This window comes from Staphylococcus sp. HMSC65H10 (genome assembly GCF_001839185.1).
Taxonomy (GTDB): domain Bacteria; phylum Bacillota; class Bacilli; order Staphylococcales; family Staphylococcaceae; genus Staphylococcus; species Staphylococcus simulans.
Genome location: NZ_KV840375.1, coordinates 39,045 through 63,533 on the forward strand (window position 1 = coordinate 39,045; position 24,489 = coordinate 63,533).

General features: G+C 36.4%; 27 protein-coding genes and 1 tRNA gene. 9 read left to right on the forward strand and 19 right to left on the reverse strand.

Annotated features, from left to right (window positions below):
• Window positions 1-19 precede the first annotated feature (19 nt).
• The 3 genes from rsmH to bshC form a co-directional block, all read right to left on the reverse strand.
• On the reverse strand, window positions 20-955 hold the full coding sequence (gene rsmH / locus HMPREF3270_RS09645) for a 16S rRNA (cytosine(1402)-N(4))-methyltransferase RsmH (protein ID WP_070848766.1): 936 nt from the start codon (window positions 953-955) through the stop codon (window positions 20-22).
• A gap of 14 nt (window positions 956-969) precedes the next feature.
• A complete protein-coding gene (mraZ, locus tag HMPREF3270_RS09650; protein ID WP_002480588.1) occupies window positions 970-1,401 on the reverse strand; it encodes a division/cell wall cluster transcriptional repressor MraZ in 432 nt (143 codons plus the stop codon).
• Window positions 1,402-1,544: 143 nt separating this feature from the next.
• A complete protein-coding gene (bshC, locus tag HMPREF3270_RS09655) occupies window positions 1,545-3,158 on the reverse strand; it encodes a bacillithiol biosynthesis cysteine-adding enzyme BshC (RefSeq protein ID WP_070848765.1) in 1,614 nt (537 codons plus the stop codon).
• Window positions 3,159-3,306: 148 nt separating this feature from the next.
• On the opposite strand from bshC, the gene HMPREF3270_RS09660 reads away from it, so the two are divergent.
• Complete coding sequence (locus HMPREF3270_RS09660; RefSeq protein WP_002480586.1) at window positions 3,307-3,753, forward strand: N-acetyltransferase; 447 nt, start codon at window positions 3,307-3,309, stop codon at window positions 3,751-3,753.
• 90 nt (window positions 3,754-3,843) lie between these two features.
• On the opposite strand, the gene HMPREF3270_RS09665 is transcribed toward HMPREF3270_RS09660, so the two are convergent.
• Window positions 3,844-4,524, reverse strand: a complete 681-nt coding sequence (locus HMPREF3270_RS09665; protein WP_070848764.1) for a YjjG family noncanonical pyrimidine nucleotidase — start codon at window positions 4,522-4,524, stop codon at window positions 3,844-3,846.
• A gap of 185 nt (window positions 4,525-4,709) precedes the next feature.
• On the opposite strand from HMPREF3270_RS09665, the gene HMPREF3270_RS09670 reads away from it, so the two are divergent.
• The 3 genes from HMPREF3270_RS09670 to HMPREF3270_RS14235 all read left to right on the forward strand — a co-directional run bounded on the left by HMPREF3270_RS09670 (window position 4,710) and on the right by HMPREF3270_RS14235 (window position 6,506).
• Window positions 4,710-5,609 (forward strand): hypothetical protein, encoded by a 900-nt coding sequence (locus HMPREF3270_RS09670; protein WP_070848763.1) that lies wholly within the window; start codon window positions 4,710-4,712, stop codon window positions 5,607-5,609.
• 134 nt (window positions 5,610-5,743) lie between these two features.
• Window positions 5,744-5,923 (forward strand): hypothetical protein, encoded by a 180-nt coding sequence (locus tag HMPREF3270_RS09675; protein WP_002480583.1) that lies wholly within the window; start codon window positions 5,744-5,746, stop codon window positions 5,921-5,923.
• A gap of 79 nt (window positions 5,924-6,002) precedes the next feature.
• A complete protein-coding gene (locus tag HMPREF3270_RS14235; RefSeq protein ID WP_023015780.1) occupies window positions 6,003-6,506 on the forward strand; it encodes a hypothetical protein in 504 nt (167 codons plus the stop codon).
• 40 nt (window positions 6,507-6,546) lie between these two features.
• Here the strand turns inward: HMPREF3270_RS14235 and HMPREF3270_RS09685 are convergent.
• Window positions 6,547-6,620, reverse strand: a tRNA-Arg gene (locus HMPREF3270_RS09685).
• A gap of 314 nt (window positions 6,621-6,934) precedes the next feature.
• Between HMPREF3270_RS09685 and HMPREF3270_RS09690 the strand changes: the two genes are divergently transcribed.
• The 3 genes from HMPREF3270_RS09690 (at window position 6,935) to HMPREF3270_RS09700 (ending at window position 8,312) form a co-directional block, all read left to right on the forward strand.
• Complete coding sequence (locus tag HMPREF3270_RS09690) at window positions 6,935-7,069, forward strand: beta-class phenol-soluble modulin (protein WP_002480580.1); 135 nt, start codon at window positions 6,935-6,937, stop codon at window positions 7,067-7,069.
• 166 nt (window positions 7,070-7,235) lie between these two features.
• Entirely contained in the window at window positions 7,236-7,898 is a 663-nt protein-coding gene (locus HMPREF3270_RS09695) for a 3'-5' exonuclease (RefSeq protein WP_023015781.1), read from the forward strand.
• 15 nt (window positions 7,899-7,913) lie between these two features.
• The gene (locus HMPREF3270_RS09700; protein WP_023015782.1) at window positions 7,914-8,312 is read left to right on the forward strand and encodes a YkvA family protein; all 399 of its coding nucleotides are present in this window, start codon (window positions 7,914-7,916) and stop codon (window positions 8,310-8,312) included.
• Between the two features lie 86 nt (window positions 8,313-8,398).
• Here the strand turns inward: HMPREF3270_RS09700 and HMPREF3270_RS09705 are convergent, their stop codons facing one another.
• Complete coding sequence (locus HMPREF3270_RS09705) at window positions 8,399-8,842, reverse strand: VOC family protein (protein ID WP_023015783.1); 444 nt, start codon at window positions 8,840-8,842, stop codon at window positions 8,399-8,401.
• Between the two features lie 119 nt (window positions 8,843-8,961).
• Between HMPREF3270_RS09705 and HMPREF3270_RS09710 the strand changes: the two genes are divergently transcribed.
• Window positions 8,962-9,336, forward strand: coding sequence for a VOC family protein (locus tag HMPREF3270_RS09710; RefSeq protein WP_070848762.1), 375 nt, complete (start codon window positions 8,962-8,964; stop codon window positions 9,334-9,336).
• Between the two features lie 67 nt (window positions 9,337-9,403).
• Here the strand turns inward: HMPREF3270_RS09710 and HMPREF3270_RS09715 are convergent, their stop codons facing one another.
• From HMPREF3270_RS09715 to zapA, 13 genes are all read right to left on the reverse strand, one after another.
• A complete protein-coding gene (locus tag HMPREF3270_RS09715) occupies window positions 9,404-9,913 on the reverse strand; it encodes a YfcE family phosphodiesterase (protein ID WP_070848761.1) in 510 nt (169 codons plus the stop codon).
• On the reverse strand, window positions 9,910-10,497 hold the full coding sequence (locus HMPREF3270_RS09720; protein WP_023015785.1) for an XTP/dITP diphosphatase: 588 nt from the start codon (window positions 10,495-10,497) through the stop codon (window positions 9,910-9,912). Before HMPREF3270_RS09720 ends, HMPREF3270_RS09715 begins: the two co-directional genes overlap by 4 nt.
• A gap of 16 nt (window positions 10,498-10,513) precedes the next feature.
• Entirely contained in the window at window positions 10,514-11,314 is an 801-nt protein-coding gene (gene racE / locus HMPREF3270_RS09725; protein ID WP_002480573.1) for a glutamate racemase, read from the reverse strand.
• Between the two features lie 113 nt (window positions 11,315-11,427).
• Entirely contained in the window at window positions 11,428-11,946 is a 519-nt protein-coding gene (locus HMPREF3270_RS09730; protein ID WP_060803923.1) for a GNAT family N-acetyltransferase, read from the reverse strand.
• 70 nt (window positions 11,947-12,016) lie between these two features.
• The gene (gene sdhB, locus HMPREF3270_RS09735) at window positions 12,017-12,826 is read right to left on the reverse strand and encodes a succinate dehydrogenase iron-sulfur subunit (protein ID WP_002480571.1); all 810 of its coding nucleotides are present in this window, start codon (window positions 12,824-12,826) and stop codon (window positions 12,017-12,019) included.
• The gene (sdhA, locus tag HMPREF3270_RS09740; RefSeq protein ID WP_070867248.1) at window positions 12,826-14,622 is read right to left on the reverse strand and encodes a succinate dehydrogenase flavoprotein subunit; all 1,797 of its coding nucleotides are present in this window, start codon (window positions 14,620-14,622) and stop codon (window positions 12,826-12,828) included. The genes sdhB and sdhA overlap by 1 nt, the downstream gene beginning before the upstream one ends.
• A gap of 52 nt (window positions 14,623-14,674) precedes the next feature.
• Window positions 14,675-15,289 carry a succinate dehydrogenase cytochrome b558 subunit gene (locus tag HMPREF3270_RS09745; RefSeq protein WP_002480569.1) on the reverse strand — a complete coding sequence of 205 codons (615 nt, stop codon included), beginning with the start codon at window positions 15,287-15,289 and terminating at the stop codon, window positions 14,675-14,677.
• Window positions 15,290-15,776: 487 nt separating this feature from the next.
• On the reverse strand, window positions 15,777-17,573 hold the full coding sequence (gene uvrC, locus HMPREF3270_RS09750; RefSeq protein WP_070848760.1) for an excinuclease ABC subunit UvrC: 1,797 nt from the start codon (window positions 17,571-17,573) through the stop codon (window positions 15,777-15,779).
• A gap of 229 nt (window positions 17,574-17,802) precedes the next feature.
• Window positions 17,803-18,117: a thioredoxin gene (trxA, locus tag HMPREF3270_RS09755; protein ID WP_002480567.1), complete on the reverse strand. Its 315-nt coding sequence runs from the start codon at window positions 18,115-18,117 to the stop codon at window positions 17,803-17,805.
• Between the two features lie 126 nt (window positions 18,118-18,243).
• A complete protein-coding gene (locus HMPREF3270_RS09760) occupies window positions 18,244-20,592 on the reverse strand; it encodes an endonuclease MutS2 (protein WP_070848759.1) in 2,349 nt (782 codons plus the stop codon).
• Window positions 20,593-20,602: 10 nt separating this feature from the next.
• Window positions 20,603-22,315, reverse strand: a complete 1,713-nt coding sequence (polX, locus tag HMPREF3270_RS09765) for a DNA polymerase/3'-5' exonuclease PolX (RefSeq protein WP_070848778.1) — start codon at window positions 22,313-22,315, stop codon at window positions 20,603-20,605.
• Between the two features lie 117 nt (window positions 22,316-22,432).
• Entirely contained in the window at window positions 22,433-22,954 is a 522-nt protein-coding gene (locus tag HMPREF3270_RS09770; protein ID WP_070848758.1) for a CvpA family protein, read from the reverse strand.
• A 9-nt stretch (window positions 22,955-22,963) separates the two neighbouring features.
• Window positions 22,964-23,230 carry a cell division protein ZapA gene (gene zapA, locus HMPREF3270_RS09775; RefSeq protein ID WP_002480563.1) on the reverse strand — a complete coding sequence of 89 codons (267 nt, stop codon included), beginning with the start codon at window positions 23,228-23,230 and terminating at the stop codon, window positions 22,964-22,966.
• Window positions 23,231-23,500: 270 nt separating this feature from the next.
• Here zapA and rnhC point away from each other — a divergent pair, with 270 nt between their 5' ends.
• Complete coding sequence (gene rnhC, locus HMPREF3270_RS09780; RefSeq protein ID WP_070848757.1) at window positions 23,501-24,454, forward strand: ribonuclease HIII; 954 nt, start codon at window positions 23,501-23,503, stop codon at window positions 24,452-24,454.
• Window positions 24,455-24,489: the final 35 nt, after the last annotated feature.

Sequence of the window (24,489 nt, forward strand, 5' to 3'; positions counted from 1 at the left end):
GCAGTTTGTCACTCTCCTATCATTTTAAAATCTCTGCTACACGCAATTTCGCACTGCGAGCGCGGTTATTTTCTGCTAAATCATCATCGGTTGCTGTAATCGGTTTGCGGTTAACACGTTTTAGTTTCGGTGTATATTCCTCTGGAATAATAGGTAAACCACGGGGAACTTCAGGGCCTTTTTCATATTCTTGGAAGATTTGTTTGCATAAACGGTCTTCCAACGAATGGAAAGTAATCACTGAAATGCGTCCGTGTACTTTGACTCTTTCAATTGCTTGCTCTAATGAGTCCTCGAAAGCTTTCAATTCATCATTTACAGCAATTCTGATAGCTTGGAAGACACGCTTCGCAGGATGCCCGCCTTTACGTCTTGCTTTAGCAGGAATACCTTCTTTAATAACGTCAACCAGCTGTAAAGTTGTTTCAATGGGTTCATGTTCTCTTGTTTTTTCAATTCTTCTGGCAATCTGTTTAGAGAATTTCTCTTCACCATAACGATAGAAGATTCTGACTAAACTTTCATAAGGCCAGTCATTCACAACTTCATAAGCTGATAAAGGTTGTGCCTGGTCCATACGCATATCTAATCTAGCATCTTGGTGATAACTGAATCCTCGCTCCGGCACGTCTAACTGTGGGCTTGAAACGCCTAAGTCATAATAAATGCCGTCTACTTTGTCAATGTTCAAATCATCAAGGATTTGATTGATTTCTCTGAAATTACTGTGCACAAAAGTGACACGATCTAAGTGGTCCTTTAAGACCTCTTTCGCATTTTCAATTGCTGTCATATCTTGGTCTATCGCAATCAAATGTCCTTTGTCATTGAGTTGATTTAATAAATAAAGGGCATGGCCTGCTCCACCAAGTGTACAGTCTACATACACACCATCTTCTTTTATATTTAATTCGTCAATGGTTTCTTTTAACATGACACTTACGTGATGAAACACTTTCATTCCTCCATTTAAAAATCAAAGTCTATCAAATCTTCAGCGATATCTTCAAAACTGTCTTCAGATTCTTCATAGAAAGCGTTCCATGTAGATCTGTCCCAAATTTCGATGCGGCTAGAAACACCGATCACTGTACATTCTTTAGTTAAATTAGCGTACTCCCTTAAATTTTTAGGGATATTAATACGCCCTTGTTTATCAAGTTCCACTTCAACAGCACCTGAGAAGAACATACGCATAAACTTACGTGCGTCTCGTTTTGTCATCGGTAATGACTTCATTTTCTCCTCAATATTCTGCCATTCTTCCATAGTGTAACCGAACAAACATTTATCAAGGCCTCTGGTAATAATAAAACGTTCATTCAATTCGTATCTGAATTTAGATGGTACAATCATGCGTCCTTTTGCGTCTAATTGGTGTTCGTACTCACCCATGAACATTTATATCACCTCACCTTATTTATAATTTACCACAACTCACCACTATCCTCCACTATTTATGTGAACATATCGAAAAAAATTCATTTTTAGCATAAAAATAGCCCGTGCTTAAGACTGCGAGCACGGGCTAAACCCTTGATTCCCTAAGGTTTGATAATAATTTGATTTAAAGTGTAACGAAGTGGTGGATAGGTGGAGGGACTAAACACATCCATCCCAAAATCATTCATAATTTGTAGCGCATTCCAGATTCTTTCTTGAAGACCGCCCATTGGGTGGAGGGCATCGTTAATTTCTCTAAAATGTTTCATGCTGATCGCATTTTCCCTCTCGATATTATGGAAATAACGTTTTCTAAGATAATCATACTGCGTATGATGAATTTGATTATTTTTAATCACTAAATTCTTATTATCTTCATTATCTTTTACTTCAGCTAATAACTGCTTATAGACTTCTTGCTGATTCTCTTGAAGCGCGTCTAATTGTTCTAGGAAATTATCAGATGCATGCGCTCTGATAAACTTATCTTTCTCATCATCAATACCATTGGTAATCACATCTTCAGTATTAATTTCATAGCGATTCAATAGTTTTTCAACGCGTGGTGTTAAATAAGTTATTTTCATACGTGGCAAGACAATCGGCATGTCTACATCTAAGACATCAAATGCACCTTTTAATTCTGCCCAGTATTTAATTTCACTTGGACCACCGATAAAGCTGAGCGTATTGAACAACCACTCTTCCATAATCGGTCGTGTCACCACGTTGTTTGAAAAACGTTCAGGTTCTTGTTCTAAGATTTCAAATAATTCCGCTTCTGTATACCCAGTTTGAGACTTACTTGTATAGAACTTACCATCTTCAAAAGTCAATAATTGACGCATGTCTTCTTCATGTAAGAATAGATGCACATTCGTGTCAGTTTGAATCATCTGACTGAACCCTGCTTCTACTGTACGTGCTTGTTGTTGTCTAAAGGCATTATCTACCGCTTCATGTTGTTTCAACATTTCTTTTAATATCGGTTGTTCAAGCTGACGCAATTTCGGTTCTTGCGCATCAATGAATAGTACACCGTAATCTTTGAAGACTGTGTGTAATAACGCTTTGAAAATATCCGTCCACGTTTCATATTTTTGAATTAGAGACAACATCGTCTCATGCAGTACTTTCGTATGTTCTGTTTCTTGAAGCTGCCCCATAAATTGATCTAATGCTTCAATTAAAGCTTCCTTATCAGGCGTATAGCGTGAAACGTTACTTTCAGGCGGTGTCATAGTATGATACTTTACCTTCTGCAACATCGCTTTTTTTGGATTAAAGACATACGTGTGATTCACTTCATCGAAGTCGTGGTCCTCTCCGGCTATCCAAAAGACCGGCACCACTTCTTTTTGATATTCATCTTCTACTTGAAGACTTAAATTAACAATCGATAATATTTTATGAAAAGTATACAGCGGTCCCCCGAACAACCCTGCTTGTTGTCCACCGATGACTACTTTAGCTCCTCGACTTAATTTATCAATACTCTCTCTTTGTTGATCAGATAAATCTAAATCTGACATATATTCACCTATAATAGAAGCTAATGCTTTCTCCCTACCGTTGCTTGGCTTGTTTAAAGCTTCTTTAAAGCTTTCAGGAGACATCGCATCATATTGGTAAAATGAATTAAGCACTGAATCGCTTGATTTTAATTTTGTCAGAAACTGATCATTCTCATTGATATTTGCGGTTAAACAATCCATACACTTTTCTCCTTAACTACTGTGTTTTCTCAATCATAGTATAATGTCTATTTCTATATAACACAATTTAACGGCTTATCGTATTCAATGCGTGTAAGCGCTATTTAATATATAATATACTTAAGAAAACAAAAGGGGGAGAAATAAAATGGGCAACATAAAACACTTAGATATTAACTATAAGACGGATGAATTGTTTGAGAACTTTAGAGAAACAAGTAATCCTAACCTCGCCTTTATTGATGAATTTGCGGGTGAAATGATTGACGCAAGTTCAGAATCACCATTTTACGGCATTTTTGTCGGGGAGAAAATTGCAGCGAGAATGGCGTTATATGAAAATGGCGAAGTTGAAGAACAATACTTCCCTGACTACGATCATTACTTAGTATTATGGAAACTTGAAGTATTACCTAATTATCAATCAAGAGGACTGGGCACAGAATTAGTAAACTTTGCGAAAGAAAAACACTTACCAATTAAAGCTATCGCAAGAAACCAATCTAAAGATTTCTTTATCAGACATGGTTTCAAAGATGTCGAAGCAAAGAACCCAGAAGGTTATGATGTATTGATTTGGGAACCAGGCCACTAAGATACACAAACAACCTTGGCATTTAATAAAAATCACTATTAAAACATAAAAATACGGTCTTGCATGTGGTGATGCAAGGCCGTATTTCTATTATAAAATCGATTTGATTTCATTTAAGTTTTTAATTTCATAGTCTGGCTGAATCTGCGTTGTATTTTCTTTACCTCTATAGTTAAACCAGCATGTCGCAACACCTGCATTAATACCACCTTGGATATCAGATGTTAGCGAATCACCGATAATCAATGTACGCTCACGATCCGCATCTATACGGTCAAATACATAATCAAAGAATTCCGGCATCGGTTTTTGGAAACCTGTCACTTCTGAAATAAAAATATCATTAATCATCGATTCAAGCGGTGTTTGGGTCAGTCTGCGTAATTGCGTATCTTCAACACCATTCGTCACGATATAAAGCTTCGCATGATCTGCCATATATTGAATGGCATCTAAAGTATCAGGAAAATACTTTACCGGTGCTGTCGCAAGACCATCGCGGAACATCACATCCGCTTCATGTCCATTTACCTGCATCCCAAAACGATTAAAATAATTAATAAAACGCTCAGTCAGTACTTCTTCTTTTGTTAACTTATTCTCTTGAAACGCTTCCCAATGCGCTTGATTCACTTCTTTAAATAACGCTAAATTTTGATATGTCGGATCAAGTTGATATTCTTTGGCTAAATGAAAGAATGCTTGGTCTTCTGCATCATGAAAGTCCACAATCGTATCATCAAAATCTAACAGTATCGTTTCATACTTCATTGTTTCACCCCCATTATTCCTCATGGTAGTTGAATTTATAATATCTTGCAATAGCACTATACGTCTCTTACAAGATTTAAGCAATTAACCCATCCAACATTTAATTGTGAAACTATATTTTGTTAGATATACTAAAGAATATAAACAAACATCACTCACCTATTTGGGTATGGGAGGATAAAAATATGACCTTCACCGCGACTACCTTTTTAACTTTATGGCTGCTATTCACACTTATCTTTATTATTTTTTTATTCTTTACATTAAACGCTTTAGGTAAACAAGCTCGATACAAATTCAAATTGACTATTACATTGAGTTCTTTATTGTTAGGTCTCATTTGTTTTGTGGGTATTTTCACGGATCAATCACTCTACAAAAACATCAATACAAAGTTTTCTTTCAAAGATAAACTGTCCTTCTTAGACAAAAGAGATAAACCAAAACCTGCACCTCAACCAAAACAAGACACAAGTCAAAATCAAGATACAGAACACCACTATTCTCGTGATGAGATAAAATCTAAAGGATACGAATATGAACATGACTATTTCCCGGTCGATTTTAAACCTACAACTGCTTCAGGCAAAACGATCAAATCAAAAGCTGAAGCATTAAAAGTAGGCCAAGACATTGAGCCTGGATATTACCGTATTACTCCTACCAGCAAATCGTCGTCTGGAATTATCACAATGAAAAACCCTTTTGATAAGGAAGCAGAGAGTCAATTCCTTTCAAAAACTTCTGGTCCCTCTTCATTTACAACGTATCTTGTCGAAGGTCACACGCTCGTATTGAATGAAAAAGAAAAAGCAAATCACACTGAATATATCATCGCACCAGAAAAACATAAGATGCGCACAAGTCTCACACCCGGTACTTATATCGTCGGTACCGATGTTAAACCTGGTAAGTATAAAATCAAATCAGATAACAGCGGGAACTTTATCGTGACAAGCAATAAAAAAGATGGTCCTAAATATAATGAAATCTTAAAAAAGAACTTCACCAAGTCTGTTTCACTCGATAAAGGAGACATTATTTATATTAAAGGACGTCCTATAGTGAAACTCTCACCCCAATAGCTCATTTGCCTATCGTTTATACCTGGCGTATAATTAAGTTCGCATGTATTTAAATCACCCTTAGACTATAATCAATGGATTAAGGGTAAATACATTATAAGAGATGTATTAATGTTTAAAGGGAGTTGAATTCAATGAATCCACGTTTAAAACGCGCGTATCAGTCATACATTGAGAAGTTTGGTGAACAACCACCAAAACCTTATATGAGTACTTTAAGTGAATACGAACAAGAAGAAGTCATCAACCAACGTATCAGAACAAACACAAAATTCTCTGATGATAAGTACTATAAAAAAATACCAGTGAGATAAATTCGATCTATTAAAAAGATGTACCTTAGTTGGTGCATCTTTTTTTAAAATATACTCATATCAATTAGGAGGTATTAAGATGGAACAATTAGGATTTCGAGAAAGCTTCATTGAAGGAAGCATTCTTGCAGAACTTGATAAAAAACAGAAAAAACAATGGAAAGAATTGAGTATTGAAGATAAGCGCCACTTTATAAAGCTTTACAAGGAAATCTTTAAATTTAATAAAGAAAAGTTTTATCAAGACTTGGAACATATATTTCAAGAAAGAGGAATTTTAGGTGAGGAAAAGACACCAGAACAAATACAACATGATAAATTGATTGATTTCTTTAGAACACAAGGTATACCTAATCCAACCGAAACAACAATAGAAGCATTTAAGTTCCAACAAATTTTCGCTAATTTCGATAACTTCTATCATGTAATGGGACAATTCACTTTCAATATAGAGAAACAAGCACAATTTAACTACTACATGTCTCAACAAAAGCAAAATTTTATACACATCGCGCAAAGAGACAAGATAATCAAACAAAATGATGAAATCATAGAATTACTTAAAAAAATTGCTGATAAATAAGAAAAAACCCATAACCACAAAGGTTACAGGCTTTAAATGACGTCCTGGGAGGGATTCGAACCCCCGACCGATGGCTTAGAAGGCCATTGCTCTATCCAGCTGAGCTACCAGGACATAATTTTTTAACACAAGAATTATTATATCTAATTAAAGTATTTAAATCAATACCATTCATAATAATTTCTGTTATGATTTTTCACTTTAGAAGTTGTATTGCACTTATCATGACAAGTATATCACTTTTCTCAAGTAGAGAACAGTTAGGAATGCCTAAGTGTCAAGAATCTGTCAGATATACCACGGGTATGCATAGAACATTGTGAGTTAAGGAATTTAGCCCAATTAGATAAAAGATGATTGTATAGTAGAGATATCAAAGGTTGGTATTCCACTTAACCTTAAACAATACAAATATTGAGGTGACAATCATGGAAGGTTTATTCAACGCAATCCAAGCTACAATTGAAGCAGCTCAAAACGGCCAAAACTTAGAATTAGGTAAAAACATCGTAGACATCATCACAAACGGTGCTAGCATTGTAAGTAAACTCTTTGGTATCTAATATAAAGCCAAACATTTACCATATTGTTTTAGCGAGAAGATCTAATAAGGTCTTCTCTTTTTTGTGTTCGAATTTATGGATTACTTTTCTCACGACCTTAATCTAAGCACCCTCCTACTATTTTATTGTAAAATAGTTATACACTTTAACTGATGGAGGTGGCGATGTGGATCAAGAAGAAGAATTGAAACGTTTAAAAACAGAAAATGAATTACTTGTCATGAAATTAAGACTTAAAGAAAAGTATATTAAAGAATTAGAAGCTGAATTAAAACAACGCAAAAGATTGCCGATTCATTATATAAAATCACAAACACTTGCGGACCACTTTGTCACACTCAAAATTGAAACAACCGGTTTAAGCTCTGATTTTCATGATGCTTTTCAAATCGCACTCGTCGAATTTAAAAATGGTCAAATGATAAACCAATATATGAAATACTTTCGACCTACACGCTTATTAACAAGAAAAGTGATACAAATGACAGGTGTTACGAATGAGTTCTTAGAAGACAAAGATTTTATTGAAAAAGAAGATATAGAAGCCATTCGTACATTTATTGGAGATAAACAAATCGTAGCGCATGCGGCAACTTTCTCTATGAAATTCCTATTACGTTATTTCGACGACTTTAATATAGATATGCCTGAATATACTGTACTAGATACACTCCCTCTTGCGAGAAAGTTAGTGAAAGATACACCTAATCATAAATTCGACACTTTAAAGACATACTTTAACTTAGAAAACTATGAATCTGAAGATGCTTTAACCGATGCGATAGTAACAGGTCAACTTGCTTTGAAGCTAAATAAACTAAAACAATAAAGAGAGACTACATTTATGAATATCAATTTCTTACCTGCTTTGAAATCATTTGTCGCTAAAATGAACCAAGAACTGCTAGTACTCTATTTATCATCGAAGGATCAACGCACACCATTGACCGTTAAAATACTTGCAGTCTGTATCGTTGCTTATGCATTAAGTCCGATTGATTTGATTCCTGATTTCATCCCTGTTTTAGGTTATCTAGATGATATTATTATTGTGCCATTAGGTATTGCCTTGTGCTTAAAATTAATACCTGAACCTATTCTTCAAGATAATCGTCGAAAAGCATCAGAACTCAATAAAAATATCCTTTCACACAATTGGTATGCGGGTGTTTTGATTATCATCTTGTGGATAATTGTTATCAGTGTGATTGGATATTTTATTCTCAAAAACTTTTTCTGGTAATTATCATACCTTTAACAAAAATAAGCATCCATGTCCGTTTTATTAAGACATGGATGCTTATTTCAGCTTTTATCTATTATTTTCTTTTATTGTTTTGAATGATCTTGTCCGTGCAACATCCAACGTACATTATATTTATCTGTAAATGAACCCATTTTACCGCCCCAGAATTGTTCTGCTAGTGGCATATCTACATGGACAGATTCATCATCTTTTACTTTGTCATATAAAGCTTCTACACGTTTTGCATCCGCTTCATCATTAATATCATAATCAATTAATAAAGAAATACCTTCGTTGATTTGAACATCTTTACCGAACGCATCTGATGCGTATAATGTCACACCCGCAATGGTAAATTCAGAATGCATTGTTTTATTGTCCGCTTCTTCTTCACTCACACCAAAGTTTTCAGCTTGTGATGGATCAACAGCTAAACGTTGAATATCAGTTGCGCCAAAAACCTCTTCATAATATTTTAATGCCTCTTTAGTATTGTTAAACGCTAAATATGGATATAATTGAGTCATAATCAATCCCCTTTTTATTTAATGTACTGCATTCTAATCATACCTTTTATTTGTAGTTTCAAACAACAAATAAGCGGAGATATGATGATAAGTTAAAAAAAGAAACTCGAGGTGTTAAAATGATTCAACGTTTAGACGAAGTCATGTTATATGTGAATGACCAAGAAACAGCCAAAGCTTTTTGGACAGAAAAATTAGGTTTCACTGTTTCATCCGATACAGAACAACATGGTATGCGTACTATTGTACTGCGACCATCAAGTGACGCACAAACAGCCATTGTCCTCCACAACAAGCAAAAGATACAATCATTAGATTTAGGCATTAGTACAGAAACACCTTCTTTAATGTTTGCGACAGAAGATATTGAACAACTCTATCAAGATTATCAAGACAAAGACAACACAGTCGGTGATTTAGTCGACATGCCTCAAGGCAGAGTCTTCAACTTTGCGGATGATGAAAATAATTATTTCGCAGTCAAACAAATCTAATAAAAAAGATGCTGGAGAATGAAAATTTTCACCCTTCAGCATCATTATTTTTAGTTATTTTTCAATTTTAACCGTTTACTTTAAATTCAACTGTTTCAATAATGTCATGATTTCTATTTCTGAAATTCAATGTGACATTTTGAAAGTCTACTAAAAGTTCAGCATAAGTTTCTTCCATCATACTTCTTGATTGTGAAATACTGCCTGGATTAATCACATGTACCCCTTCTATTTCTTCATAACGAGCAATATGTGTATGTCCATAAAAGGCTAACTGACAATTTTCTTCTTTAGCTTTTTCAGCTAGAAGTTGACGTGTCGTATTCACTCTGTATAAATGTCCATGTGTATAGAAAGCACGCAAACCTTCATCACTGATGACATTTTCATTTGGAAACTCTGGATAGAAATCACAGTTACCTTTAACGCGATGGTATAAACTTAATTCTGTATCATCATATTGGAACTCTGAATCACCTAAATGCAACGCAACATCAACTTGGTCATAGTGGTTCACCACTTCAAATAAAATACCAGACTCTGTGTGGTTGTCACTTACAATAATCCAACGTCTCAAATTTGATCACCCTTTAAATAAGCTTTTAATTTATCAATTGCTTGACGTCTATGGCTGATTTCACCTTTTTCTTGATCCGTTAATTGTGCCATTGTTTTATGCATTCTTGGTACATAGAATATCGGATCATAACCGAAACCATGTTCACCTAATTTTTCCATTGTAATTACACCGCTGACTGTGCCTTCAAATGTCACAGTTTCTTCGCCTGGTGCACTCATGCTGATGACACAAACGAATTCTGCCGTACGGTGGCGGCTGTTACCTTTTAATTTCTCTAATAACTTTTCAATATTCGCATTATCATCTTTATCTTCTCCAGCATAACGCGCTGAATAAATACCAGGTTCCCCATTTAACGCATCCACTGTTAAGCCGCTGTCGTCTGCGATGACACGTTTGCCTAACGCTTGAGCTGCTGCCTCAGATTTTAATTTTGCATTTTCTTCAAATGTTGTCCCTGTTTCTTCGACATCAAAGTCTGAAATTAATTCACTGATACCAATCACATTGTATTCAGGAAAGATGACTTTAAAGTCGTTGATTTTTCCTTTGTTGTTTGTCGCAATTACTAAATCTTCCATGTCCTTCACCTCAATATTAATCCACTTTCACATGTGTTACTTCAACATTATCTATTTTTAACCATTGTCCAATGATGTATTGGATATGTTTTGTATCCCCTGTCGCAAAGAAGCGATGTTTCGGATGTGGGGTATAATGCGCATGTTCATGACTGAACGTCAATAACGCACTGACCTCACGTGCTGTTTCTAAACCAGATGATATCACAGTTTTATTACCACCGAAATAATCATAAATCGGTTGGAAGAGTAACGGATAATGCGTACATCCTAAAATTACCGTATCAGCATCATTATTTCTATATTGTTTTAACGTCTGATGAATCACAATATTTGTTGCGACGGGATCATGATAACGCATTTGTTCCACTAAAGGTACAAAATCCGGACATGCAACTCCTGTGACTTCAACATGCGGATTAATCGCTTGTATATGTTTTGTATAAGCTTCTGATTTAATTGTCCCTTCAGTACCCAACACCATTACTTTATTATTTTGTGTCGTCATAATCGCAGTACGCGAGCCAGGTTCAATTACACCGATTACCGGAATCGGTAATAAGGCTTTCAACGTATCTAATGCGACAGCCGTTGCGGTATTACATGCGATAACCAACATTTTAATATCATATTCCATTAATTTATTCGCAAGCTGTACCGTGAAATCACATACTTGCTTGCCATCTCTTGGTCCATATGGACATCTGGCGCTATCACCAAGATAATAGATCGTTTCATTTGGCAGCTGACGTATTATTTCTTTGGCTACAGTGAGGCCGCCGACTCCTGAGTCAATTACTCCGATGGGTTTATTCATGTCTTTTTCATCCTCACACTAAAGCATTCTTAGACTATATTTTATCATAACCCTGAATTAGATTGCATGAATGGTTATTTGGTTTCACGAGACAAAATGTAGACGAAAACGCTTTAAAGATTAAAAGCTTCAGAATAATGTACCTCTCCACTCATATTCATTAGCACATTTTCCTTCAATTCCAAAATCATTAAATAAGGTTCCATCTCTTTCATTGGTCCAAAAATATGATAAGCCGCAGCCAGTTCAAACCCGAACTTCTGGTAATAAGTTGGGTCACCTAAAACTACAACTGATTGATAACCTAGTTGTCTTGCGGTTTCTAATGCTGTTTCAACCAACTTCGTTCCTACGCCTTGTCTTTGATAATTCGGCGCTACACTTAATGGTGCAAGCGCTAATGACGGCGTTTCAAACCCAATAGTAATCTTAGACATCATAATATGACCGATAATCTCCTCTTGTTCTGATAGAGCGACCAAAGAGAGTTCAGGTACATAAGCGGTACTTTTTCTTAAACGTTGGACTAATAGATGTTCCGTCTGATCACTCATCTCAACAGTATCAAAAGCTGCTTGAATCAATCGTTCTATAGCTTGTTCATCATTTGATTGTTCTGTTCTGATTTTCATCTTCGACTTCCTTTCTTCCACTAAAAAAGAGGCTAGGAGTCGCACTCCTGCCTCTTGATTTATTATCAAATTATTGTACTTGGTGGTCAGAACCAAAGAATGATTTGAACATGTAGAATGAAGTTTCTCTGTTCAACGCTGCGATTGAAGTTGTTAAAGGAATACCTTTAGGACAAGCATTCACACAGTTTTGTGAGTTACCGCATTCTTGAAGTCCGCCGCCGCCCATTAAAGCGTCTAAGCGTTCGTCTTTAGTCATTGAACCTGTTGGATGCAAGTTGAATAAACGTACTTGTGAAATTGCTTGTGCCCCTACGAATTCGTTTTTACTTGTTACGTTAGGACAAACTTCTAAACACACACCGCATGTCATACATTTAGATAATTCATACGCTGTTTGACGTTTTTTCTCAGGCATACGTGGTCCAGGACCTAAGTCATACGTACCGTCAATCGGTACCCATGCTTTCATACGTTTTAAGTTATCGAACATACGAGAACGATCAACTTGTAAGTCACGTACGATTGGGAATGTGCTCATTGGTTCTAAACGGATAGGTTGTTCTAATTGGTCTACAATCGCTGAACATGCTTGACGTGCATGACCATTGATAACCATTGAACAAGCACCGCAAACTTCCTCTAAACAGTTCATGTCCCATGTTACTGGCGCAACTTTTTCCCCTTTTGTATTATACGGATTACGTCTGATTTCCATCAAACAAGCAATCACGTTTAAATTCTCACGATAAGGAATTTCAAATTTTTCTTCATATGGCTGTGAGTCCGCAGTATCTTGTCGCTTAATGATTAAAGTTACAGTTTTAGAGCTATTTTGAGCTGGTTGTTGAACCGCTTCATCTTTAACTTCTTCTGCCATTATGATTTGCTCCCTTCTTCCTTACTTGAATCTTCTTTACTAGATTTTGATTTAGATGAGTAGTCACGTTTACGTGGTGGAATTAAGCTGATATCCACATCTTCGTATTCGAATCTTGGTGGATTATCGATACCTTCGTAAAACGCTTTTGTTGTTTTTAACCACTCTTCGTCGTTACGATCAGGGAATTCTGGTTTGTAGTGTGCACCACGTGATTCATTACGGTTATATGCACCGATTGTAATCACACGAGCAAGTACTAACATATTCCATAATTGGCGTGTGAAGAATACAGCTTGGTTACTCCAAGTTTGTGTATCTTCCATGTCAATATCTTGATAACGTCTCATCAACTCAAGAATTTTTTCATCTGTTTCTAGTAAACGTTTGTTATCACGAACTACTGTTACGTTTTTCGTCATGATTTCACCAAGTTCACGGTGAAGTTTGAAGGCATTTTCTGTCCCTCTCATGTTTAATAAATCGTCAAAACGTTTTTGTTCTTTATCGATTAAGTCTTGGTAAAGACTGTCGTCTAATTCAGTATATGAATGTTCAACAGTGTCGATATATTTTACAGCGTTCGGTCCAGCTACTGTACCGCCATAAATCGCTGATAATAATGAGTTTGCACCTAAACGGTTACCGCCGTGTTGTGAGAAGTCACATTCACCTGCTGCGAATAAACCGTCAATTGTAGTCATTTGATCATAGTCTACGTATAATCCACCCATTGAATAGTGAACTGCTGGGAAGATTTTCATTGGTACTTTACGTGGGTCATCGCCTGTGAATTTTTCATAAATTTCGATGATACCGCCTAATTTAACGTCTAATTCATGCGGATCTTTGTGTGATAAATCTAGGTATACCATGTTTTCACCATTGATACCTAATTTTTGGTTCACACATACGTCGAAGATTTCACGTGTTGCGATGTCACGAGGTACTAAGTTACCGTAATCCGGATATTTCTCTTCTAAGAAATACCAAGGTTTACCGTCTTTATAAGTCCAAATACGTCCACCTTCACCACGTGCTGATTCACTCATTAAACGTAATTTGTCGTCACCAGGAATCGCTGTTGGGTGGATTTGGATAAATTCACCGTTCGCATAAACTGCACCTTGTTGATACACGATAGATGCTGCTGAACCTGTATTGATCATTGAGTTTGTAGTTTTACCGAAGATAATACCAGGACCGCCTGTTGCCATCACTACTGCATCAGAACGGAATGCATCGATTTTCGCATCTGTTAAGTTTTGTGCGACGATACCACACGCTGCGTTGTTTTCGTCTTTCACAACACCTAAGAATTCCCAACCTTCGTATTTTGTCACAAGACCGTCTACTTCGAACTTACGAACTTGTTCATCTAATGCATATAATAACTGTTGACCAGTTGTTGCACCGGCATATGCCGTTCTGTGATGCAACGTACCGCCGAAACGACGGAAGTCAAGTAAACCTTCAGGTGTTCTGTTGAACATTACACCCATGCGGTCTAATAAGTGAATAATTTTCGGCGCTGCATCCGCCATTGCTTTAACTGGTGGTTGGTTCGCTAAGAAGTCCCCGCCATAAACTGTATCGTCAAAGTGGATCCAAGGTGAGTCGCCTTCACCTTTTGTATTAACCGCTCCGTTAATACCCCCTTGCGCACACACAGAGTGCGAACGTTTTACGGGTACTACTGAGAATAAATCAACATGTACACCTTGTTCTGCTATTTTAATTGTTGACATCAGACCGGCAAGTCCTCCACCGACAACAATAACTTTTTTCTCTGCCATATAAATGTCACTCCCTGAAAATATAACCTTTATTTACGCTATGCTATTGCTCTTATACGAACGCTAAGATTGCACTTACACCGATGTAAGAAACAATAACGAATACTACTAATGATACCCATGTAAATACGCGTTGTGATTTAGCTGATTGTAAGGCACCCCATGTTACTAGGAATGACCATAAACCGTTCGCAAAGTGGAAAATTACTGCTACTGTTAAAACAAGGTAGAAGATTAACCAGAATGGATTGCTTAAGTAGTCTTGCATCATGTTGAATCCTAGTTCTTTATGCCCTAACCACATTTCCACTTTTGTTTGATAGAAGTGGATTGCGATAAAGATAAACGCTAAAACACCTGTGATACGTTGTAATAAGAACATCCAGTTTCTGAACCATGAATAATGGCCGACGTTCTCTTTAGCCGTGAATGCAATGTGAATACCGTATAACGCATGATAAAGAATTGGTAAGTAAATTAAGAAGATTTCAAGTGCTAACAAGAATGGTAATGATTCCATAAATCCTGCTGCTTGGTTGAAAGCTCCTGCTCCTTTAGTCGCTTGGTGGTTAACTGTCAAATGCACTAATAAGAATGCACCGATCGGAATAACCCCTAGTAACGAGTGTATGCGTCTTAAATAAAATTGATTCTTAGTATAACCCAAAAGGAAGTCCCCCCTGTGAAACAAATGATATTAATTGATTTCATTTTCAGGTTTGTTGAAATGCTCCAAATGCTCACAAAATTAAGTAAAATCAATACAAATGACTCAACCACCAACGAACAGCCCTGCTGGGAGTTGTAAAACACTGCAATCAGCACGGCAGCTCAGCGCCATTTTTCTCTATGTATGGACCCCTATCTTAGCTGTATATGCTGAACCGATGACCGCTGCAATCCCTTACAATCGAGGCAATTGTATTCAATTACACATTAAGTGAGAATCGTTTTCATTTAGAAAGCGTTTACAAACGCACCTAAAAAAATAAAATCTCGTTAACGATATTGTAACATTTTTTCACAGCCTTTTGGGCATGAGAATTATTATCAATGGATTTTTTTCAATCTTAGTTTAAATTCAGCTTCAAATAGACTTAAAATTAAGCTGAAAGCGGCACCTCCTTCAGCTTTCACTTCAGAATATACCGCTTCTAACTTTTTTGTTCTTCCTTATTTAATTCTTGTAGTAAATTCTCAGCTATTTTTTTAGGAAAACCAATTTCTTGAAGCTCCGCAACCGTGGCTGCTTTCATTTTCTTCACAGAACCAAACGTTCTTAACAACTTCGTTTTACGTTTTGGTCCGATACCATCAATATTATCCAACACAGATGTCAAACCATGTTTTTGTCTTGTTTGTCTATGGAATGTAATCGCAAAACGGTGGACTTCATCTTGAATTCGTTGCAGTAAATAGAACGCTTGACTGTTCTTCTTAAGCGGAACTACTTCTGCGTTTACACCATACAACAGTTCTGACGTTCTATGCTTATCATTTTTACGTAAGCCTGCGACAGGAATATCTAATCCTAATTCATTCTCAAGTACATCAATAGCTACAGACATCTGTCCTTTACCGCCATCGACAATAATAAGATCAGGTAACGGTAAACCATCGTTCAATACACGTGTATAACGTCTACGGATCACTTCTTGCATGGATTTATAATCATCCGGGCCATCAACCGTTTTAATTTTATATTTGCGGTATCCTTTTTTATCTGGTTTACCATCAACAAAAGTAACCATCGCAGACACTGCATCAACACCTTGAATGTTAGAGTTATCAAACGCTTCAATACGAATCGGCGTTTGAATTCCCATTTGTTCTCCAAGCTCTTCAATCGCTTTGATTGTTCTAGACTCGTCTCTCGCAATCAATTCGAATTTATTTTCTAATGAAATTTCAGCGTTATGATTCGCCATCTCAACTAAATCTTTCTTTTGGCCTCTGACTGGTTGCACAATTTTTGTATCTACAACCGATTGAATCATGTTAGCATCCAAATTTTTCGGCACATGCACTTCTTTCGGTAAAAGATGTTGATTCAATTGATAGAATTGACCGATAAACGTATAGAACTCCTCTTCTTCTGTTTGTTGAAGTGGAATCATTGTTGTATCACGTTGAATCATATTCCCGTTTCTGACGAAGAAGACTTGAACACACATCCAACCTTTCGACACACTATAACCAAATACATCACGTGCTTTATTATCTGTCGACATGATGTTTTGTTTTTTCGTCAAGTTATGAATATGTTGAATCAAATCACGATACTCTTTGGCTTGTTCAAAGTCTAATTGTTCACTCGCTGCCATCATGCGATCTTCTAAGTTCTTAAGAATTGTTTTATCTTCACCATTTAAGAACTCAGTCACTTCTTGAATCATTTGCGCATATTGTTGTTCATCTACGTCATAGACACAGGGGCCTAAGCATTGACCGATGTGATAATACAAACATAATTTATCCGGCATTTTATCACATTTACGGAATGGATAAATACGGTCTAACAATTTTTTCGTTTCTACTGCTGAATATGCGTTTGGATAAGGACCAAAGTATTTACCTGTCCCTTTTTTAACAGTTCTTGTAACCAACAAACGTGGATATTTTTCTCTCGTAATTTTAATGAAAGGATAGCTCTTATCATCTTTCAACAAGATATTGTAACGAGGTTGATATTGTTTAATTAAATTCAGCTCTAACAATAACGATTCCGTTTCACTATCTGTAACGATAAATTCAAAATTACGGATTTCTCCTACTAAACGTGTCGTCTTCGCATCGTGCGCACCTGTGAAATAAGAACGCAATCGATTACGCAGACGTTTAGCTTTCCCGACATAAATGACTTGACCGTTGCGGTCTTTCATTAAATAACAGCCAGGTTCAAACGGAACCACTGATAGTTTCTGTTTAATCTTTTCTTTATAGTCTTCCAACGATTAACCTCCTTTCTCCTAAAGTTTGATAGATTTACTATGAAATTCAATTTACTATTATAACAAATACCAGCTTATACGAGCGACTGGCTTGCTTAACCAACGCTTTAAATTTCCATATGAAAAAGACCAGAACACTATATTCTGGTCTCGCATTATTGTAATGATTGATTCGATATTTAACGTGAAGTTTCAACCATAATCGCCGAAACTCGGCATTATTTTAAAATTATAGGTGTTTGTTTAATACTTCAGCTAAGTTTTCTTTAGGTTGGAAACCTACAACTTTATCAACAGGTTCTCCATCTTTGAAAACGATTAGAGTTGGGATACTCATTACTTCGAATTTAGCTGCAGTGTTAGGATTTTCGTCAACATCTAATTTTAAGATGTCAGCTTTACCGTCGAAATCTTGAGCTAATTCTTCTAATACAGGTGCAATCATTTTACAAGGTCCACACCAAGTTGCCCAGAAATCTACTAATTTAACACCATTTTGAACTTGTTCGTTAAAGTCTGAATCAGTAACTTTAATTAATGCCATAAATATCGTTCCTCCTTAGGAATTTTAATGATGAACAAAGTATATCAGATACGATTTGTAATTGCATCGGCTTTGCTCATAACCACATTCTTTTTTATATTTCTTCATATTATTTTCATAATCGTATTATTTCAACGTCGCAACTGTTACACCGAAGCCACCTTCACTTGGTGTACCCGTGCGGTAAGAGGCAATATTTTTATATCGTTTCAAATGTTGTTGCACTGCCTTCTGCAATGCTCCTGTTCCCTTCCCGTGAATAATATAAACATTCTCGTAGTTGCTGAGCATGGCTTGATCTAGGTACTGATCTAAAGCTGTTACCGCTTCATCATAACGATAACCTCTTAAGTCTAACTCCATTTTCACTGGAGAACGGTTCGAACGTGATACCATTTTCGTTTGTGGTTCTTGTGTCTTTTGTTTCTTCTCTAAGTCGGCAATCGGTAATTTCATTTTAATGATGCCCATTTGAACCACTGCTTCTTCATCATCCAAGATTTCAAGCACTTCACCTTTTTGACCATAGGTTAAGACTTTGACTTCGTCGCCAGCTTTAATCTCATCCCATTTTTTCTTCTTCACATTTTGTTTAAGGTCAGTTGCTTCATATTGCTCATCTAAGTGTTTACGTTTTTCAATCAACTCGTGCTCTTTCACATCAGCGTTTTTCTCATCTCTTAACTGACGTAAATCTGAAATAATTTCTTCTGCTTCTTTTGTCGCAGCTTTAACACGTTGATTGGCTTTCGTTTTCGCTTCATCCATCAATTGTTTTTCGTAATTTTGATATTGATCATATTTCTGACTCAATTGACGGTGTAAATCTTGTGCTTCTCGTAATAATTGTTCTAATTCAATACGTTGATTATCTACGCGTTTCGTATTCTTCTCTAGTGAAGCAATCATATTATTGATTTCTTGCTCATCTTGTCCAATCATCGCTTTCGCATCACGAATAATTTTGCCGTTCAAACCGAGTTTACTTGAAATTTCAAAGGCATTTGAACGTCCAGGCACACCCATTAATAATTTATACGTTGGGCTGAGCGTATTCACATCGAATTCCACACTGGCGTTCATGACACCCTCTCGGTTATAACTATAGGCTTTTAATTCAGGATAGTGTGTCGTAGCCATCACTAATGCACCACGTTTTTGTACATTATCTAAAATACTCATTGCGAGTGCTGCCCCTTCACTTGGGTCTGTACCAGCACCAAGTTCGTCAAAGAGAATCACACTGTTGTGATCTGCATGTTTTAAAATCTCTACAATATTCTTCATATGAGAAGAGAACGTTGATAATGATTGTTCAATCGATTGTTCATCACCGATATCACAATAAACATTATCAAAGACACCGAGTTTACTACCGTCTAATGTTGGAATTAATAAACCTGATTGTGCCATCACGATGATTAAACCTAACGTTTTCAATGTGACAGTTTTACCACCAGTATTCGGACCCGTAATAATCACAGTTTGAATGCCATCTACAAATTCAATAGTATTCGCAACAACCGTTTTTGGATCTAATAATGGATGGAATGCTTTTGGTAAATACACCTTACGTTCTTCTGTAAATTCAGGTTTCGTCCCTTTAATAGAACTGCCGTATCGTGCTTTCGCAGTTAAGAAGTCGATTTGTCCCATCACAGACTCTGCAATTAAACAAGCATCCGCTTCACCAGCAACTTCTAACGTCAACTCCGTCAAAATACGTTCGACTTCTGCTTTCTCATCATTACGGAGTCGGCTGATCTTGTTATTCATTTCTACCACAGCAGAAGGTTCAATATATAACGTTTGACCTGAAGATGATTGGTCATGAACGATACCATTGAAATCTTGACGATATTCCGCTTTTACTGGAATTACATGTCTATCATTTCTGACTGTAATAATCGAATCTGATAATTTCTTTTGGTTCGATTGACTTTTAACCACACGGTCTAAGTTTTGTTTAATGCGTTGTGACGTACTATGAATGCGACTTCTGATACTTTGAAGTTCATAGCTTGCATCATCAAATAAATCATAAGCATCACATTTTTGTTTAATTTCTTGATACAAATCCGAAAGAATCGGCAATTGAGTCATACGCTCATCTAAAATCGGATAATTGATAGCTTCCTCTTCTTCTAAGAGTTGACTGTAGAATGTTTTATATTGATTTTGAACTTGAATCAAACGCTTAATCTGGTTCAATTCACGTACGTTCAACATACTGCCGATTTTCGCACGATGAATAAGCGGTGACACTTTAGATAAACCACTCAAACTCGGTAAACGATGCTTATTATAAATTTGAGATATTTCATCTGTTTCATCTATTTGATGAACAACAGTTTGATAATCAGAAGCTGGTGACATTGACGCTGCTTTTTCTCGTCCTAAGTCACTGACAGCTTCTTTTTCTACAAGTGCTTTGATTTTATCGAAATCAAGCACATCTAATGTCTTCTGTCTCACTGACATCCCTCTATTTCTTTAGCTTTTTATTATTTTTTATAAATGATTTGAAATCTTCTCTGCTCATAGTGTTCAACACACGTGATTTATCAATAAAAGCTTTTTGCGCTGTCGCGATACCATATTTCATCAACTCTAAGTTATCGATATGGTGTGCATCCGTATTGATGGTTACCATAATATCTTGATGATGACGTAACGCTTCTGCACTTAAATCTAAACGTAATGGATTCGCATTGATTTCTAAAATGGTGCCTGTTTCTTTCGCTAGCTCGAATAATCGATCCATATTAACTTTATAGCCGTCACGGCGACCGATAATACGTCCTGTTGGATGTGCAATATGACGCACATAAGGATTACGGCATGCTTGTTCTAAGCGATGCATAATTTGTTCTTCCGTTTGATTAAAGCTTTGATGAATCGATGCGATAACATAATCAAGCTGGGCTAATATCTCATCTGGATAATCTAATGTACCATCTGCTAAAATATCCATTTCAGTTCCAGAGTAAATATCAATTTCATCATATTCCTCATTCATCGCTTTAATCTCTTCATTTTGACGTAATAAACGCTCAATTTCTAAACCATGTGCTACACGTAAACTACGTGAATGATCTGTAATAACCATATATTCATAGCCTTTTTGAATATTAGCTTCAATCATTTCACGCAAACTAAAGGCACCGTCACTCATGGTTGTATGCATGTGCACATCGCCTTTAATATCATCTAACGTCACAATATTAGATAAGTCTCGGTCAAATTCACTGCCGTCTACACGCATTGGCGGCGCAATCCATTCATGTCCGAAATGTTCATAGATAGCTGCTTCACTGTCTAATTGCAGTAAAGAACCATCTGGCTGTTCAATGCCATATTCACTGACTTTTTCACCGCGTGCTTTCGCAAGTTGACGAATACGGATATTATGATCTTTTGATCCAGTAAAATGTTGCAGCGTATGATAATATGCGCTTGGTTCAACAATTCTGAAGTCGATTTCAATTGTTTCATCTTCAAATTCAACTTCTACCGATACTTTCGTTAATCCTACTGCCACATCTTTGACTTTATGCGGCACCTTTAATAAGGCTTGTTGCACAGTCTCAGGATCATTTGTACTCATTATATAGTCTAAATCTTTACTCATTTCCTTCACTCTGCGGAAACTGCCTGCGACATGATATTGTTCTAACGCATCAATCGTCTCTAAATATTCTTCAATTTCTTGATTCAATTTAATCAATAAGTTGATAGGATAACGTTCTTTACGTGCACTTAGCACTTTGACACCCGCTAAGATATTTTCTTCAGTCTTTTTACCGAAACCACTTAACGCACTGACTTCTTTATTTTCACAAGCACGTGCAAGCTCTTCTTTATTCGTAATGCCAAGCTCTTTATAAAGTTTATGAATCTTTTTACTGCCAAGACCTGGAATCTTCAATAATGGCACTAAACCTTCAGGCACTTCTTCTTCTAATGCTTTAAGTGTTTCAGATTCACCTGCTGCTAAATATTCATTGATAACTTCGCCAACACCTTTACCGATGTTTTTAAGCTTTGTGACATCTTCAATTTCATCCATCGTACGTTCATCTGTTTCTAAACTTTGCGCTGCTTTACGATAAGCAGACACTTTGAATGTATTTTCACCTTTTAACTCCATGTAAGTGGCAATCTTCTCTAATAAACGCACAACATCTTTCTTTGTAATATGTTGACTCACTTTATTCACTCCAATTAAAAAGAGGAACTTGATGGCATTCGTATATCTGTAACAGATTGGCGAATGTGTCAGCCTCCTCTTTGTTTAGTCTTTGTATTCATTGAATTATAATGCCATCACAAATGATGACAGATATGGGGTATGAAAGAGTATCAAATTTGCGATAATCGATTGTGCAAATTGCTGCTGAATCGAAAAGCTCGGATATAAGCTGCACAAGTATAATACGAGCAAGACAATGACCACAGAGCTGATCAAGCTAAGCAGTACACCGAAACTTCGATTCAAGATAGATATGGGTTGTGTCACCATTATTTTATCAAACGCAGATAAAATAAGGTATAAAATAAACTTGCTGATTAGAAATATCATGATAAACGCGACAATATATTCAAAGCGCAGATGAATATCATCATATTGTATAAAATAATGTGTTTGTGCTGCTTTCGTTTTAGGAAACGGAACATATAATTCTAACTGCTTCGCAATCGGTGCGTACCATAATGCCGCAAAGATAAACGCAGCGACCGTACTTATAAAATGAAGCAGACTCCACCAAAATCCTCTGCGAAACCCCATAGTGGCAATCAAAATAAAGACAAAAAAGATGAAGAAATTTAGCAGCATAGGCAGACCCTACTGTTCGTCATGCTTTAAACGATTCAACTCTTGTGTCAAACGACGGTTTTCTTCTTCTAATAACACCTTTTCATGCATAATGTTAACCGCAGTTAATACTGCTTTACGTGTGGTATCTAACCCTGCACTCTTACGACCTAATTCTTGAATTTTTTCATCTACTAGATGCGCAACATAACGTATATGCTCAGGATTATCTTCGCCGACTATTGTATAATTTTTGTTATTAATCGTAACATTGATTCTATTTTTAAATTCGCCCAATTTGATAACTCCAATCTTGCTTATTTTCACTCATTCACCACGACAACTGATGAGTGTATCTCTTATATTAATCGTAACTGATTTTCACACTGATTTGTTGAAAACCACTCTATTTATTCATCACGAACCATTATACACGAGTGCCATTTATTATGTAAGTAGTGTACGCTTTTTGCCAATGTTATGTAAACAGACTGTAATATATAACCTTTTATTGCGACAGGCACCTATAGTAAAATAAGAATACTACTACAAGTAAGGAGCATCCCTATGGCGAACGTCGTATTAAAATTAACAGAAGAACAAATTCAACAATTACTTAGCAAAATCAACGCAGACACAACGAATCTTCCCAAAGGCTCACGCGCACGCGCAAAATATCAAGGCACAACAATTCATATTTATAATTCCAACAAAGTCATGTTTCAAGGCACTCAAGCAGAAGCAGTTTCACAACAATTACTAGGTAATGCTGCCTCAACGTCTAAAGCACCCTCAAAGAAGAAGAAAACAACAATCATCAATTCCAGTGATTATCCATTTAATACATCCAACTGTATCGGCAGTGATGAAGCAGGCAGCGGCGACTATTTCGGTCCGCTTACTGTTTGTGCGGCTTATGTGTCAAAAGAACATGTCGAAGTATTAAAAACGTTAGGTGTCGATGATTCTAAAAAATTATCAGATGATAAAATTGTTAAATTAGCTGAGCAATTAGTGACATTCCTTCCCCACTCACTACAAACATTAGATAACAAAAGATATAATGAACAAAAACAACTCGGCTGGTCACAAGTTAAAATGAAAGCGGTCTTGCATAATCATGCCATTGAAAACGTGGTAGACCGTATCGAAGCACAAAACTTCCCTTTAGACTATATTGTAATTGACCAATTTGCGGTACGCGGTGTTTATCAAAATTACGCACTGACAGCTATGCCTTATCCAGACAAAACTTGTTTCGAAACAAAAGGTGAATCCAAATCTTTAGCCATCGCAGCCGCAAGTATCCTTTCCCGTTATGCTTTCGTGAAACATATGGAGCATATGGGCAAAAAAATAAACCAAACGATTCCAAAAGGGGCAAGTCAAACAGTAGATTTATTTGCGGCTCGTTTAATTGATCAATACGGTACAGAGACATTAGACTCTATATCAAAAGCTGACTTTAAAAATAGAGACAAAGCCTTAGACCTTTATCGCAAAAAACAATTTAACAACTAATCACCTTAACAGGTTGCTTACACTTTATATATAAA